Origin of the sequence: Kitasatospora sp. SolWspMP-SS2h (assembly GCF_003259315.1) — a bacterium.
Taxonomy (GTDB): Bacteria; Actinomycetota; Actinomycetes; order Streptomycetales; family Streptomycetaceae; genus Kitasatospora; species Kitasatospora fiedleri.
Window position 1 is genome coordinate 33,130 of record NZ_QLLT01000024.1, and the last position, 13,238, is coordinate 46,367.

At 77.5% G+C, this 13,238-nt stretch carries 13 protein-coding genes; 10 read left to right on the forward strand and 3 right to left on the reverse strand.

Translation table 11 applies throughout. The annotated features are described in order from the left end of the window. Nucleotides 1–15: 15 nt before the first annotated feature. The gene (locus K353_RS26365; protein ID WP_158585493.1) at nt 16–747 is read right to left on the reverse strand and encodes a toxin-antitoxin system, toxin component; all 732 of its coding nucleotides are present in this window, start codon (nt 745–747) and stop codon (nt 16–18) included. A gap of 521 nt (nt 748–1,268) precedes the next feature. On the opposite strand from K353_RS26365, the gene K353_RS26375 reads away from it, so the two are divergent. From K353_RS26375 to K353_RS26405, 7 genes are all read left to right on the forward strand, one after another. Further along, a complete protein-coding gene (locus K353_RS26375) occupies nt 1,269–2,054 on the forward strand; it encodes an MHYT domain-containing protein (protein ID WP_111556027.1) in 786 nt (261 codons plus the stop codon). 151 nt (nt 2,055–2,205) lie between these two features. Next, complete coding sequence (locus K353_RS26380) at nt 2,206–4,746, forward strand: nitrate- and nitrite sensing domain-containing protein (RefSeq protein ID WP_111556028.1); 2,541 nt, start codon at nt 2,206–2,208, stop codon at nt 4,744–4,746. Next, nucleotides 4,743–5,144, forward strand: coding sequence for a roadblock/LC7 domain-containing protein (locus K353_RS26385; RefSeq protein ID WP_111556029.1), 402 nt, complete (start codon nt 4,743–4,745; stop codon nt 5,142–5,144). The genes K353_RS26380 and K353_RS26385 overlap by 4 nt, the downstream gene beginning before the upstream one ends. A 187-nt stretch (nt 5,145–5,331) precedes the next feature. After that, nucleotides 5,332–5,757: a DUF742 domain-containing protein gene (locus K353_RS26390; protein WP_370447660.1), complete on the forward strand. Its 426-nt coding sequence runs from the start codon at nt 5,332–5,334 to the stop codon at nt 5,755–5,757. Further along, nucleotides 5,738–6,331: an ATP/GTP-binding protein gene (locus K353_RS26395; RefSeq protein WP_111556030.1), complete on the forward strand. Its 594-nt coding sequence runs from the start codon at nt 5,738–5,740 to the stop codon at nt 6,329–6,331. The genes K353_RS26390 and K353_RS26395 overlap by 20 nt, the downstream gene beginning before the upstream one ends. A 229-nt stretch (nt 6,332–6,560) precedes the next feature. After that, nucleotides 6,561–7,766: an MFS transporter gene (locus tag K353_RS26400; protein ID WP_111556031.1), complete on the forward strand. Its 1,206-nt coding sequence runs from the start codon at nt 6,561–6,563 to the stop codon at nt 7,764–7,766. Between the two features lie 185 nt (nt 7,767–7,951). Further along, nucleotides 7,952–8,812: an alpha/beta fold hydrolase gene (locus tag K353_RS26405; RefSeq protein WP_111556032.1), complete on the forward strand. Its 861-nt coding sequence runs from the start codon at nt 7,952–7,954 to the stop codon at nt 8,810–8,812. Nucleotides 8,813–8,892: 80 nt separating this feature from the next. Here K353_RS26405 and K353_RS26410 read toward each other — a convergent pair whose 3' ends face one another. After that, nucleotides 8,893–10,074, reverse strand: a complete 1,182-nt coding sequence (locus tag K353_RS26410) for a GDSL-type esterase/lipase family protein (protein WP_111556033.1) — start codon at nt 10,072–10,074, stop codon at nt 8,893–8,895. A 99-nt stretch (nt 10,075–10,173) separates the two neighbouring features. After that, entirely contained in the window at nt 10,174–10,854 is a 681-nt protein-coding gene (locus K353_RS26415) for a DUF2306 domain-containing protein (protein ID WP_111556034.1), read from the reverse strand. A gap of 212 nt (nt 10,855–11,066) precedes the next feature. On the opposite strand from K353_RS26415, the gene K353_RS36970 reads away from it, so the two are divergent. From K353_RS36970 to K353_RS26430, 3 genes are read left to right on the forward strand one after another with little or no spacing between them, the layout of a single operon-like run. Next, complete coding sequence (locus K353_RS36970) at nt 11,067–12,293, forward strand: sensor histidine kinase (RefSeq protein ID WP_111556035.1); 1,227 nt, start codon at nt 11,067–11,069, stop codon at nt 12,291–12,293. Then, complete coding sequence (locus K353_RS26425) at nt 12,290–12,484, forward strand: hypothetical protein (protein WP_111556036.1); 195 nt, start codon at nt 12,290–12,292, stop codon at nt 12,482–12,484. The genes K353_RS36970 and K353_RS26425 overlap by 4 nt, the downstream gene beginning before the upstream one ends. After that, a complete protein-coding gene (locus K353_RS26430) occupies nt 12,481–13,194 on the forward strand; it encodes a response regulator transcription factor (protein ID WP_111556037.1) in 714 nt (237 codons plus the stop codon). Before K353_RS26425 ends, K353_RS26430 begins: the two co-directional genes overlap by 4 nt. Nucleotides 13,195–13,238 lie beyond the last annotated feature (44 nt).

Sequence of the window (13,238 nt, forward strand, 5' to 3'; positions counted from 1 at the left end):
GGGCGGCGGGGTCGCTCAGGGCGTGACGCGGGCCAGGCACAGGGTGTACGAGCTGCTGCCCTTGTCCACCCAGTAGCCGGCCTCGGCCTCGGGGAACGCCGTGCAGGCGTCGGCGTCGGAGGAGGAGAGCCGGCCCACCACCCGGAAGTCGGCGTCCGAACCGCCGCAGTCGACGACCGAGACGTCCGGGGAGAGGTTGGACCCGCTGTTGTGGACGCAGTCGCCCACGTCGGCGTAGTCCGGGTCCTGCTGGATGCTGTAGAGCAGCGCGCCGACGGCGACCACGGGTATTAGCAGGCCGAGGACCTGCGGCCGCCGGTACAGCGGGCGGCCGGTGGGCAGCGGCGTGCCCGGGGCTCCCGGGACGGGGGCCGGCAGCTTCCGGAGCTTGAGCCAGACGACCAGGTTCATCAGCATGGTGACCGGGTTGATCACCGCGGAGGCCACGCCCCACCAGCCCTGCCACAGGCTGTCCGCGGTCATCCGCCGCAGGGTCGCCGTCCCGCAGTCCCGGCAGAACGGGCCGGCCACCCGCAGGAACCGCATCATCACCAGGAAGCCCTGGTGGCCGCGGACCGTGACGTTCGCGGCGGGCACGGAACCGCAGAAGCGGCAGAACGGGCCCGGCTGGGGGCCGGACGCGGCGGGCGCCGCCCACCCGGCCGGTTCGGCGCCCGCGGGCGGCGCGGCGGGGACGGCCACGGGCGCGGCGGTGTCGGCGGGCGGGGGCGTGATGGGTACGGACACGGAGTTCCTCTGGCGGGGGCGTGCGGGAGCGCGCGGGGAAGGCGGATGACGGCCGTCGGCCTCCGGCGGCAGCGGGACTCCGCTGCGCCGCGCGACGGTTCGGCCGGAGAGTAGCGGGTCCGGAGGACAGCGCGCACTCCTGTTTCGCCGGGCCGCTCGCGCCCGGCCGGCGGGCGCTCCGTACGCGGTCCTGGCCGGCCCATTCCGTCCCGTCCCGTTGCCCGTTCGGCTGCCGGTCCGTCCGTCGCTCGTGCGTCGCTCGCCCGTCGTCCGTCCACCGCCCGGCGGGGCAGGAGGCAGGAGGCAGGAGACCGGGGGCGCGGCGGGGGTCGGAACGTGCGCGGGGCGCGTGCGGGGGCGCGCGGGGCACACGTCGTCGCGCCATTCGAGCACACAACGCCCGTCACACGTAGTGCTTTTCACATCTTCTGCTGACCATTCGTCAACTCTGGGTAGCGTCCACGACTCCTGGACCGCACGAGCTCGGGCGAGCGGCGTCCGTCCCTCGCAGGAGGCACCCGATGGGATCGATGGACCACTTCAGTTTCGGCTGGCTCACGCCGCTGCTCTCCTACGCGATGGCCTGCGCCGGTGCCGCCCTCGGCCTGCGCTGCACCCTGCGGGCGCTGTCCGCCACCGGCGCCTCCCGGCGGAACTGGCTGCTCACCGCCGCCGCCGCCGCGATCGGCTCCGGGATCTGGACGATGCACTTCGTCGCGATGTTCGGCTTCACCGTGGACGGCACCGCGCTGCGCTACGACGTCCCGCTGACCGTCCTCAGCCTGCTGGTCGCGGTCGCCGTGGTCGGCCTCGGGGTGTTCGTGGTCGGCTACGGCCGCCACCGGGGCCGCAGCCTGCTGCTCGGCGGCCTCACCACCGGCTCCGGCGTCGCCGGGATGCACTACCTCGGGATGGCCGCCGTCCGGATCCACGGCGAACTGCGCTACCAGGCGGGCACGGTGGCGCTGTCCGTGCTGATCGCGGTCGGCGCCGCCACCGCCGCGCTCTGGGCCGCCGTCACCATCCGCAACGCGTACGCGGCGGCGGCCGCCGCGCTGGTGATGGGCGTCGCCGTCAGTTGCACGCACTACACCGGGATGGCCGCCGTCCACGTCCACATGGCACCCGCCCGGACCGGGCTCGGCGGCGCCACCCCGCTGGAGTTCGTCTTCCCGCTCGCGGTCGGACTCGGCTCCTTCCTCTTCCTCGCCTCCGCCTTCGTCGCGCTCTCCCCGACCGCGCAGGAGCACGCCGCCTACCGCGAGGCCGGTGAACTCGCCGTCGAGGAACTCGGCCGCGCCGCCTGACCCCCGCGCCCGGACGCCCCGCCTGACCCCCGCGCCCGGACGCCCCGCCGGGGCCCCGCCCGTACGCCCGCGGCGCGTCCGTCCCGCCCGCCCGCACCCGTACGCCCACCGTCCCGACGACCCCCGAAGCCCGAAAGGCCGTCCCACACCCATGCGCGCAAGCCGAGGCACCTCCCGCAGCGGACCGCCCGCCCCCAGCCACCCGCACGGCCCCGCCCGCACCCGGCCCGGCGCACCCCGGCGCGGGGCCCACGCCGGGCCGCCCGCCGACGAGACGCCGCCCGCCGCCCCGGCGCCCGCCCGGCCCGGGCTGCGGCCGCGCACCGTCCGGGCCCGGATCGTCGCCGTGCTGATGGTCCCGGTGGTGTCCGTGATGGCGCTGTGGGCGTTCGCCACCGTCACCACCGCCGGCGACGTCCGGGACCTGCGGCGGATCAAGAGCGTCGACGCCGCCCTGCGCGCCCCCCTCGACCGCACCGCCGCCGCCCTCCAGGCCGAACGCGCCGCCGCCGGACAGTTCCTGGCCGCCCCCGGCCCCGACCAGGAGGCCGCGCTGCGCGGCACCGCCCGGCAGACCGACCTGGCCGCCGCCCCGCTCACCCCGGCCCCCGACTACAACCGCGCCGACGCCGAAGGGCTCGGCCCCGAGGCCGCCGGCCGCCTCGACACCCTCGGCCGCGCCGTCGCGGCCCTCCCCGCGCTGCGCGCCCGCCTGCTGGACCGCGACGTCCCCTGGAGCGACGCCTTCGCCGTCTACACCGCCGCCGTCGACGACGCCCTCGCCGTCACCGGCTCGCTCACCGCGCTCCAGGACCACCGGGTCGCCGCCGACGCCCGCGTCCTGCTCGAACTCGCCCGCTCCCGCGAGCAGCTCGCCCGCGAGGACGCCCTGCTGCGCGCCGCCCAGCGCGCCGGCCGGCTCACCGAGGCCGGGTACCGGCAGATCGTCCAGGCCGCCTACGCCCGCGCCCAGTTCGAGCGGACCGCCGTCCCCGACCTGCGCCCCGCCGACCGGGCCGCGCTCGCCGTCCTCACCGACGGCCCCGAGTACCAGGAACTGCGCCGCTACGAGGAGGCGCTGCTGGCCGCCGCCGACCCGGACGCCGCCCTCGCCGCCGTCCCCGCCACCCGCTGGGCCGCCGTCACCGACACCACCGGGCAGGCCCTGGCCGCCCTCGAACGGCAGGCCGGCGCGACCGCCGCCGCCCGTGCGGACCCGTACGCGCTGGGCCTGTTCACCCCCTCCGGCGCCACCGTGCTGCTCGGCCTGCTCGCGGTCCTCGCCTCGCTGCTGGTCTCGGTCCGGGTCGGCCGCGGCCTGGTCGCCGAGCTGCACGCCCTGCGCAACTCGGCGCTCGAACTCGCCGGGCGCACCCTGCCCGCCACCATGCGCAGGCTGCGCTCCGGCGAGGAGGTCGACGTGGACGCCGAGGTGCCGCCGCGCGAACACGGCGGCGACGAGATCGGCCAGGTCCACCAGGCCCTCGACAGCGTCCGGCGGGCCGCCGTCACCGCCGCCGTCGAACGCGCCGAGGTGCTCTCCGGCGTCTCCGGCGTGTTCGTCAACCTGGCCCGTCGCAGCCAGGTCCTGGTGCACCGCCAACTCACCCTGCTGGACGCGATGGAGCGCCGCACCGAGGACCCGGCCGAACTCGACGACCTGTTCAAGCTCGACCACCTCACCACCCGGATGCGCCGCCACGCCGAGGGCCTGATCATCCTCTCCGGCGCCGCCCCCGGCCGCGCCTGGCGCAAGCCCGTCCCGCTCACCGACGTGGTCCGGGCCGCCGTCGCCGAGGTCGAGGAGTACGCCCGGGTCGACGTCCACCGCCTCCCGCCCGCCGCCGTCACCGGCCCCGCCGTCGCCGACCTCACCCACCTGGTCGCCGAACTCGTCGAGAACGCCACCGGGTTCTCGCCCCCGCACACCAAGGTCCGGATCCGCGGCGAACAGGTCGGCAACGGCTACGCCCTGGAGATCGAGGACCGCGGCCTCGGCATGGGCCCCGAAGCGCTCGCCGACGCCAACCGGCGGATCGACGCCAGCGAACAGGTCGACCTCTTCGACAGCGACCGCCTCGGTCTGTTCGTGGTCAGCCGGCTCGCCAAGCGGCACGGCGTCCGGGTCTCGCTCCGCCCCTCCGCGTACGGCGGCACCACCGCGATCGTGCTGCTGCCGCTCGACCTGCTCGACCCGGTCGGCCTGGTCGGTCTTCGTGAGGGTGAAAGCCCGTCGGACGTAAGGGAGTTGAACGACGTTCCCGAACGCGCGCCGACGGTACGGACGTTGTCCCAGGCGCTCGCCCCGGCCCCGGCCCCGACCCCGGTCCCGACCCCGGCTCCGGCGCCGACTCCCGCCGGGTCGCGCCCGCCGTCCGCGCCGTCCGCTCCGGTGGTTCCGGCCGCCGCCGTCGGGCCGGAGGGCGAACTCCCGCGCCGGGTGCGGCAGGCCAGCCTCGCCCCGCAGCTGCGCGACGCCCCCGCCCAGGCCCGCCCCGGGCTGCGTCCCGCCGACCGTCCCGCCGACCGCGACCCGGAGCAGGCCCGCACCGCGATGGCCGCGTTCCAGCGCGGCTGGCAGCGCGGCCACGCCCAGCCGCCCGGGGACCGGCCCACCGGCCGACCCGCCGACCACTCCGCCCACCACCCCGCCGACCGCGACGACTTCGACAGAGGAGACCGGGCCCGATGATCGGCACCCCCCACCAGAGCGGCGAACTCAACTGGCTGCTGGACGAGTTGGCCACCCGGGCCGCCCGGGTCAGGTTCACCGTCATGCTCTCCGCCGACGGACTGCCGATGGGCAGCTCCACCGGCCTCGGCCGCGAGGACGCCGAGCACCTGGCCGCCATCGCCTCCGGCTTCCACAGCCTGGCCAAGGGCGCCGGACGGCACTTCGAGGCAGGTGAAGTCCGCCGGACCATGGTCGAGTTGGAGCGCGGCTACCTGTTCGTCGCCGCCGCCGGGCAGGGCTCCTGCCTGGCCGTCTTCGCCGAACCCGACGCCGATCTCGGCCTGGTCGCCTACGAGATGGCCCGCCTGGTCCGCCGGGTCGGCGAACACCTGCACGCCGCTCCGCGCGGCTGCTAGCAGCGCATCGGGCGGCCTCCGCCCCGTCGCGGAGCGGTGCCCGGTGCGCGCAGCGGGAACGCGCGCACCGGGCACCACTCCGCGACGGAGCCCGGTCCGGCCGGACCGGCACCGCACCGCCCAGCAGCCAGTAGACCGCCCAGTAGCCAGTAGTACGTCGACCGTCCGTCAGAAGGGGTGACCTCCGATGGCCTACCCGCCCCGGCGCTACCTGCCCGGCTCCCCGTTCGGCTACCCGCCGCCGCCCGCCCGCCCCGTCCAGTGGTACGACGAGGACGCCGGTCCGATGGTCCGCCCCTACGCGCTCACCAAGGGCCGCACCCGCCCCGGCCGGTCCTTCGACCTGATCGCGCTGGTCGTCACCGACGTCCCCGACCCGACCGTGCTGCCGGTCGGCCCCGAACAGGCCGCCATCCTGGCGGTCTGCCGGGGCAACGCCCTCTCCGTCGCCGAGATCGCCGCCGACCTCGACCTGCCGCTCGGCGTGGTCCGGGTGCTGCTCGGCGACCTGCTCGACGCCGGACACATCCGGGTCAGCCGCCCCGTCCCGCCGGAGCTGCTCCCGCACGCACACGTCCTCCAGGAGGTCATCCATGGGCTCCGTACCCTCTGACAGCACCGACCTGGCCCTGAAGATCCTGGTCGCGGGCGGCTTCGGCGTCGGCAAGACCACCCTGGTCGGGGCCGTCAGCGAGATCAAACCCCTGCGCACCGAGGAGCAGTTGACCGCCGCCGGCACCCACGTCGACGACCTCGGCGGCGTCGAGCGCAAGACCACCACCACGGTCGCCATGGACTTCGGCCGGATCACCATCCGCGCGGGCCTGTCCGTCTACCTGTTCGGCACCCCCGGCCAGGACCGCTTCTGGTTCCTCTGGGACGAACTCGCCCGGGGCGCCCTCGGGGCCGTCGTCCTCGCCGACACCCGCCGCCTCACCGACTGCTTCCCCGCCGTCGACTTCTTCGAGCACCGCGGTATCCCCTTCGTGGTCGCCGTCAACCGCTTCGAGGGCAGCCGCGCCTTCCGCCCCGAGGACGTCTCCCGGGCCCTGGACCTCGACCCGGCGACCCCCGTGGTGCTCTGCGACGCCCGTGAACGGGCCTCCGGCAGGGAGGTCCTGATCAGCCTGGTCGAACACGCCGGGAAGGCGCACGCGGCCCGGGTGCTGGCCCGGACCCGCGGCTGACCGGACCCGCGGCTGACCGGGGACGGAGCGCCGGGGACGGACCGCCGGGGACGGGCCGGAAAAGGGGAAGCCCGGGCCGGGCCCGCGCCGCTAGCATGACCGGCATGTTCCCCACCCGTGACTAGGGACCGCACCGCGACCGCACGCCGCACCCGGCGTCGCGGTCGCTCCGGCGTCCCCGTCCACCGGCGCACCGCGTGCGCCGTCCCCGTTGAGGAACCACTCCGCCATGTCCGCGTCCTACCTGGCCGTGCTGCGCGCCCCCGGCGCCGCCCGGCTCCTCCCGGCCGCCCTGCTCGGCCGCCTCTCTTACGGCACCCTGCCGCTCTCCCTGCTGCTCGCCACCGCCGCCACCACCGGCTCGTACGCCCGGGCCGGCTGGCTGACGGCCCTGTTCTCGGCGGTCAGCGTCCTGCTCTTCCCGACCCGCGCCGGACTGGTCGACCGGTACGGGCCGCGCCGGGCCCTGCCGCCGATGGCCGCCGGGTACGCCGCCGCCCTGCTCGCGTTGGCCGCCGCGACCTGGCGCCCCGGCGTCCCCTACCCGGCGCTGCTGGCCCTTGCCGCCGCCGCGGGCGTCTTCGCCCCGCCGCTCGGACCGGTCACCCGGGCCCAGTGGAGCGTGCTGGCCGCCGATCCCGAACTGCGGCGCCGGGCCTACAGCCTGGACACCGTCGCCGAGGAACTCCTGTACGTCACCGGCCCGTTGCTGGCCGGGCTGCTCGCCGCCGCGGCCCGCCCGGCCGTCGGGGTGCTGCTCAGCGCCGCCCTCGTCCTGGGCGGCACGCTGACCCTGGCGGCGGTGGCCGTCCAGGTGCCGGTCCCGGTGCCTGTCCCGGTCCCGGTGCCGGCCCAGGTGCCGGTCCGGGGCGCGGCGGCCGCCGCGCGCTCCGGCACCCGGCACCTGCTGGCCCGGGCCCGGCAGCCGCTGTCCGCCGCGGCGGGCGCCGGTGCGGGCCTGGCGGCGTTCTCGCTGCTGGCGGTGGTCTTCGCCGGACGCCACGGCAGCGCCGCGGACGTCGCCTGGGTGGAGGCGGCGCTGGCCGCCGGCAGCGCGACCGGCGGGCTGGTGCTCGGCGCGGTCGACTGGCGCGCCCCGGCCGCGACCCGGCTCACCGTGCTGACCGCGGCCCTCGCCGCCGCCCTCGCCCTCGCCGCCCTCGCGCCCGCCCTCCCGGCCCTGACCGCCGTCGCCGCGCTGGCCGGCCTGGCTGTCGCCCCGACCCTCACCACCGCCTACCTCCTCACCGACGAAATCGCCGCCCCCGCCGAACGCGTCCGTGCCGGGGCCTGGGTCAACTCCTCCTTCAACGCCGGGAGTTCCACCGCCACCGCGCTCACCGGCGCGCTGCTCGCCCACCTCCCGCTGTCCGGCTGCCTGCTGCTCGCCGCCACCCCGCCGCTGGCCGCCCTCGCGCTGCGCCGGAGGGCGTAGCCGCCGGACGCCACGGGCCCCCGCCGGAACTCCCTCCCGCCGCGGCGACGAGTTCCGGCGGCGGGCCCCGTCCCACCTGGTATGACTCGTACCATGACCACCGCCACCGGCCCCCACCCCGGCCCCGGACCGCTCCGGAACGCCGGGACACCGGGCCCGACCCGCCACGTCCGCCGGGTGGCCCGATGAGCACCGTCGAGGTCAACGGAACCGTCCTGGGGGTCGAGTCCTTCGGCGCCCGCGACGCGCCGCTCCTGCTGCTCGCGGGCGGGCCGACGATGCTCTCCTGGCCCGACGTGCTGTGCGAGCGCCTCGCGGCCGGCGGGCGCCGGGTGGTGCGCTACGACCTGCGTGACAGCGGGGGGTCGGCGACGGCGGACCCGCAGGCGCCCGCCTACACCCTGCGCACCCTGGCCGCCGACGCGGCGGCCCTGGCGGGCGCGCTCGGCGGGAGCCGCGCCCACCTCGCGGGCATCGGGGTCGGCGGGATGGTCGCCCAGGTCGCCGCCCTGGACCACCCGGACGCGTTCGCGGCCCTCACCCTGGTCGGCACCCGTCCGGTCGCCCCCGGCCCGCCCGACCCGGACCTGCCCGACCACGACGGGCCCACCATGGCGCGGTTGTTCGCCGCCCCGATGCCCGACTGGGCCGACCGCGCGGCCGTCGCCCGGTTCGCCGCGGCCGGTGCGGAGATCCTGGGCGACGACCCGGCCGCCGCGCGGGCCACCGCCGCCCGGATCTGGGACCGCGCCCCCGCCACCACGGCCCCCGTCCAACTGGCCAACCACCTGGGCACGGTCTTCGCCCGCCTCGACTGCACCCCCCGCTGGCGCGAACGCCTCCCCGCCCTGGCCCTGCCCACCCTGGTCGTCCACGGCCGCCGCGACCGCTTCTTCCCGCTCGGCAACGGCGAAGCGCTCGCCCGCGAGATCCCCGGCGCCCGCCTCCTCGTCCTCGACGGGGCCGCCACCGCGCTCCCCGCCACGGCCGCCGCCGAGGTCGCCGCGGCCGTGCTCGCCCTCGACCGCCGGGCCCCGACCGGCTGAACCGACCGACTGGGCCCGACCGGCTGAGCCCGATGTCCGGTTCAGGCGATCGGTTCAGGCGGTCGGCCCGGTCATCCGGTTCAGGCGGTCGGCCCGGTGCGCGCGGGGGAGTGGAACGGGCCGCCGGGGGCGAACGCGTGGGCGGCGAAGCGCTCGCCCATGCGGCGGTAGGCGGCGGGGGAGGGGTGCAGTCCGTCGGGGAGGTCGTCGGTGTCGGCCGGGCCGAGCAGCTCCCGTCCGTCGAGGTGGTGCAGGTGGGGGTCGTGCGCCTGCCGGAGGGCCACGATCCTGGCCAGTTCGTCGCGGACCACCTGGAGCGAGAGCGCCCCGCGCTCCAGCTCGGCCGGGTCGCCCAGGGCGGTGATCCGCCCGTCCGGTCCCAGCGAGGTCGGGCCGGGGCGGGTGTCGAGGGCGGGGCAGCTCACCGGGGAGACCACCAGCAGCGGGGTGTCCGGGTGTCCGTCCCGGATGGTGTCCAGGAAGCCGTGCACCGCCGGTCCGAAGGTCCGCAGCCGGAAGGCGGCCAGGCCCACGATGTTGATGCCCGTCTTGAGGCTGATCAGGTCGGCGGGCAGGTCGCGGATCGTCCGGGCGACGTAGGGGTCCAGCAGGTCGTTGCCGGGCTGGCTGAGGTTGGTCACCTCCACGCCCGCGAGCCTGGCCGCCACCACCGGCCAGGTGCCGGTGGGCCCGTCGGCGCCGGGGCAGTGGCTGATCGAGCTGCCGTGGTGCACCCAGCGGGGCCGGCCGTCGGGCAGCGGGGCCAGGACCTCGCCGTCGGCGCGGAACGCCACCAGCTCGGTGGGGGTCTGCTGCGGCAGCCAGAGTTCGACCCGCTTCATCCCGGCCGGCAGCCCGGCGAAGCGCACCGTCCCCGGCTTCCCCGGCACCAGCTGCTGCTCGGCCCCGGGCCCCGCCATCCGCAGGACGTGGCCCAGCGGCGCCCGTCGGCGGTCGACCAGGGCGCCGTCCACCGTCAGTTCCAGCATCCCGGGCGGCTGCGGCTCGGGGGCGCCGTCGAGCTGCCCCGTCGAGGTGAGCACCTCGAGTTCCAGCACCCGCGCGTCGGTGCGGAACACCAGCCGCACCCCCGAGGGCAGCAGGGTGCCGCCGTAGACCGACCGGTCCGGGTACTGCTCCTTGGTCCAGGCGGGCAGCCGGCGCGGCATCACCCCCGCCGGCGTCCGCTCCAGGTCCAGCGCGCCGCGCACCTCCACCGGCCCGCCCACCAGCGGGTACTCCCGGATGGCCACCACTGTCATCGCTCCTCGGCTCCGGCCCGCTCGACCCGTCCGGCCCGCTCGACCGCTCGGCCGGACCGGCCCCGGTGCGGCCGGGGCCGGCGGGCTCCCTCACCGAACCTACTGCCCCCGAACCGCCGCGCTCAGTGCCGCCGGGCGCGGGCCGCGCACCAGCTTCTCGGCGACGGCCAGGTTGAGCAGCCAGGAGGCCCAGGCGCCGGAGGCGTAGACGGCGGCGGCCGGGAGGGGGGTCGGGGTGAGCAGGAGGAGCCAGAGGCGGAAGGTGACGGCGGTGAACATCAGGGCGTAGGAGCGGAGCATCCAGGCCCGGTGGGCGGCGAGGCGGCGGTGGCGGGCGTGGTGCAGGCCGAGGGCGGTGGTGGTCAGGGTGAGCAGGGCGAGGACGGTGAAGCCGAGCGGCGCGACGGGCGGGTGGAGGCCGTGCGGGGCGAGGAGCAGGCCGCCGAGGCCCGTCGCGGCGGCGGCCAGCACGTAGAGGCGGCCGGTCCAGCGGTGCAGGGCGGGGCGGCGGGCGCGCAGGCCGGGGAGGAACTGGAGCGGGCCCAGGCTCAGGGCGGTGACGCCGCCGCCGACGTGGAGCAGCAGCGGGGTGAGGTGGGCGAGGTAGACGGCGCGCTGGTCGGCGAGGAAGGTGTCCGGGTCGAGGGTGAAGTAGCGGGCGGAGACGGCGGCGACCAGCAGCGCCAGGGTGGGGACGGCGATCCGGCCGGCCCGGCGCAGGGCGCGGTACCTCGGTGCGGGGGCGGGGAGTTCGATCGCGGCGGGGCGGGACGGTGTCATGCCGGGGACGCTACGGACCGGCCCCGGCCCGGGGCGTCCCCCCGGTGGGGTGGGCCGGACTACCCCAGCGGGGGTAGCGGCCCCGAGCCGTCCCCGAGCCGTCCCGGAGCTGACCCGGACAACGCCGGAGGACCGGCCCCGGGCCCGGACCGGTCCGGTAGGTTCGCTGCGCGGACCGGCCGCCGCGCCCCCAGCAGCGAGGATCTCGCACCATGCCGCCCAGCACCGTCCGAAGTCTCCGCCGTCCTTCCCCCGCAAGGGCGTTCGCCCCCACCCCGGCCCGGCCGCGGTCCCTGTTCCCGGCCCGGCTGTCGGCGCTGCTCCCGACCGGCCTCCCGGTCCGGCTCCCGGACCCGCTCGCAGACGCCGCGCCGGCCGCCATGCTGGGCGTGGCGATGCTCGCCGAACGGCTGGGCGCCGCCGCCCGCTTCGAGGGCCGGATGCCGTTCGCGCTGGCCCTGACCGCGCTGCTCACCGCCGCCGTCGCGGCCCGCCGCCGGGCCCCGCTGACGGCGTACCTGGTGGCGACGCTGGCGCTGGCGGTGGAGGCGCAGTCCGTCGCGCCGAGCCCGATCTCGCCGTACGCCAACCTGCTGGGCGCGTACGCGGTGGGCCGGTACGGGGGCCGGGGCCGGGCGGGGTGGGGGCCGCCGCTGGTGGTGGTCGGGGTCGCCGGGTACTTCACCGGGCAGGACGTCGCGGTGGTGATGCCGGTGGGCGTGCTGGCGGTGTGGCTCGCGGTGTGGGCGTCCGGCTGGGCGGGCGCCCGCCGGCTGGCCGGGCAGGCGGTCGAACGGCGGCGCGCCCGCGAGGAGTTGCTCGCCGAGGAGCGGGCCCGGATCGCCCGCGAGGTGCACGACCTGGTGGGCCACTCGCTGAACCTGATGCTGGTGCAGGCGGGCGCGGCCCGCCGGCTGATGGAGCGCGCCCCCGAGCGCAGCCGCGAACTGCTGCTGGAGGTCGAGCGGACCGGCGGCGACGCGCTCGGCGAACTCGACCGGGTGCTCGGCCTGTTGCGCGGTACCGCACCCCAATTCCCGGACGGTACGCCGCCCGCCGAACCCGGCATCGCCGAACTCCCGCACCTGGCCGAGCGGATGGCCCGGGCCGGGCTGGCCGTGGAGCTGCACCGCGACACCCCGCCGCTGCCCGCGGAACAGGACCGCTGCGCGTACCGGGTGGTCCAGGAGGCGCTGACCAACGCGCTGCGGCACTCCGGCGCCCGGCACGCCGCGATCCGGGTGGTCCGGCGGGGCGGCACCACCGTGGTCGAGGTCGCCGACGACGGCTCCGGGCCGCCGCCGGGCCACCGTCCCGGTCGCGGTCTGACCGGCATCGCCGAGCGGGCCGTCCGCCTGTACGGCACCGCCGAGTGCGGGCCCGGTCCGGACGGCGGTTTCCTGGTCCGGGTCACCCTGCCCGCCGGGAGCGCGCGGTGAGCGCCCCCGGTGCCGTCCGGGTGCTGATCGCCGACGACGGCTCCGGGCCGCCGCCGGGCCACCGTCCCGGTCGCGGTCTGACCGGCATCGCCGAGCGCGCTGTCCGCCTGTACGGCACCGCCGAGTGCGGGCCCGGTCCGGACGGCGGTTTCCTGGTCCGGGTCACCCTGCCCGCCGGGAGCACGCGGTGAGCGCCCCCGGCACCGTCCGAGTGCTGATCGCCGACGACGACCCGCTGCTGCGCGCAGGGCTCGCCGTGGTGCTGGGGACCGCCGACCGGATCGAGGTGGTCGGCCGGGCCGAGGACGGGCTGCGGGCCGTCGAGCTCGCCCGCGCGCTGCGGCCCGACGTGGTCCTGATGGACGTCCGGATGCCCGGCTGCGACGGCGTCGAGGCCACCCGCCGACTGGCCGGGAGCGGCGTCCGGGTGCTGGTGCTGACCACCTTCCACCACGACGCGTCGGTGTGGGGCGCGCTGCGGGCCGGGGCCGCCGGGTTCCTGCTCAAGCGGGCCTCGCCGGAGCGGCTGATCGACGCGGTGCACGCGGTCGCCGCGGGCGAGGCGGTCCTCGATCCGGCCGTCACCCGCGACCTGCTCGGCCACCTGCTGGCCGCGCCCGCGCCCGTCCCCGCGCCCGCACACGGGCCGCCGGTCGGCCCGGGCCCGCTGGCGGCGCTCACCGTCCGCGAGCGCGAGGTGCTGCGGCTGGCCGCGGAGGGGCACCCCAACGAGGAGATCGCCGCGCTGCTGCACCTCGCCGAGTCCACCGTGAAGACGCACGTCAAGCGGATCCTGGGCAAGCTCGGCGCGCGCGACCGCTCGCAGGCGGTGGCCGCCGCGTACCGGCACGGGCTGATGGGGGCGCAGCCGTACCGGTCGGGCGGGCCCGGCGTTCCGTGACACTCCGTCACTGCCGGGGTGCCGGTCGATCGCGCCGGTACGGT

Coding starts and splice junctions, on each gene's coding strand:
- K353_RS26415 (WP_111556034.1), bottom strand. CDS start 10,854: ATGACACCGTCCCGCCCCGCCGCGATCGAACTCCCCGCCCCCGCACCG.
- K353_RS36970 (WP_111556035.1), top strand. CDS start 11,067: ATGCCGCCCAGCACCGTCCGAAGTCTCCGCCGTCCTTCCCCCGCAAGG.
- K353_RS26385 (WP_111556029.1), top strand. CDS start 4,743: ATGATCGGCACCCCCCACCAGAGCGGCGAACTCAACTGGCTGCTGGAC.
- K353_RS26410 (WP_111556033.1), bottom strand. CDS start 10,074: ATGACAGTGGTGGCCATCCGGGAGTACCCGCTGGTGGGCGGGCCGGTG.
- K353_RS26375 (WP_111556027.1), top strand. CDS start 1,269: ATGGGATCGATGGACCACTTCAGTTTCGGCTGGCTCACGCCGCTGCTC.
- K353_RS26405 (WP_111556032.1), top strand. CDS start 7,952: ATGAGCACCGTCGAGGTCAACGGAACCGTCCTGGGGGTCGAGTCCTTC.
- K353_RS26395 (WP_111556030.1), top strand. CDS start 5,738: ATGGGCTCCGTACCCTCTGACAGCACCGACCTGGCCCTGAAGATCCTG.
- K353_RS26380 (WP_111556028.1), top strand. CDS start 2,206: ATGCGCGCAAGCCGAGGCACCTCCCGCAGCGGACCGCCCGCCCCCAGC.
- K353_RS26400 (WP_111556031.1), top strand. CDS start 6,561: ATGTCCGCGTCCTACCTGGCCGTGCTGCGCGCCCCCGGCGCCGCCCGG.
- K353_RS26390 (WP_370447660.1), top strand. CDS start 5,332: ATGGCCTACCCGCCCCGGCGCTACCTGCCCGGCTCCCCGTTCGGCTAC.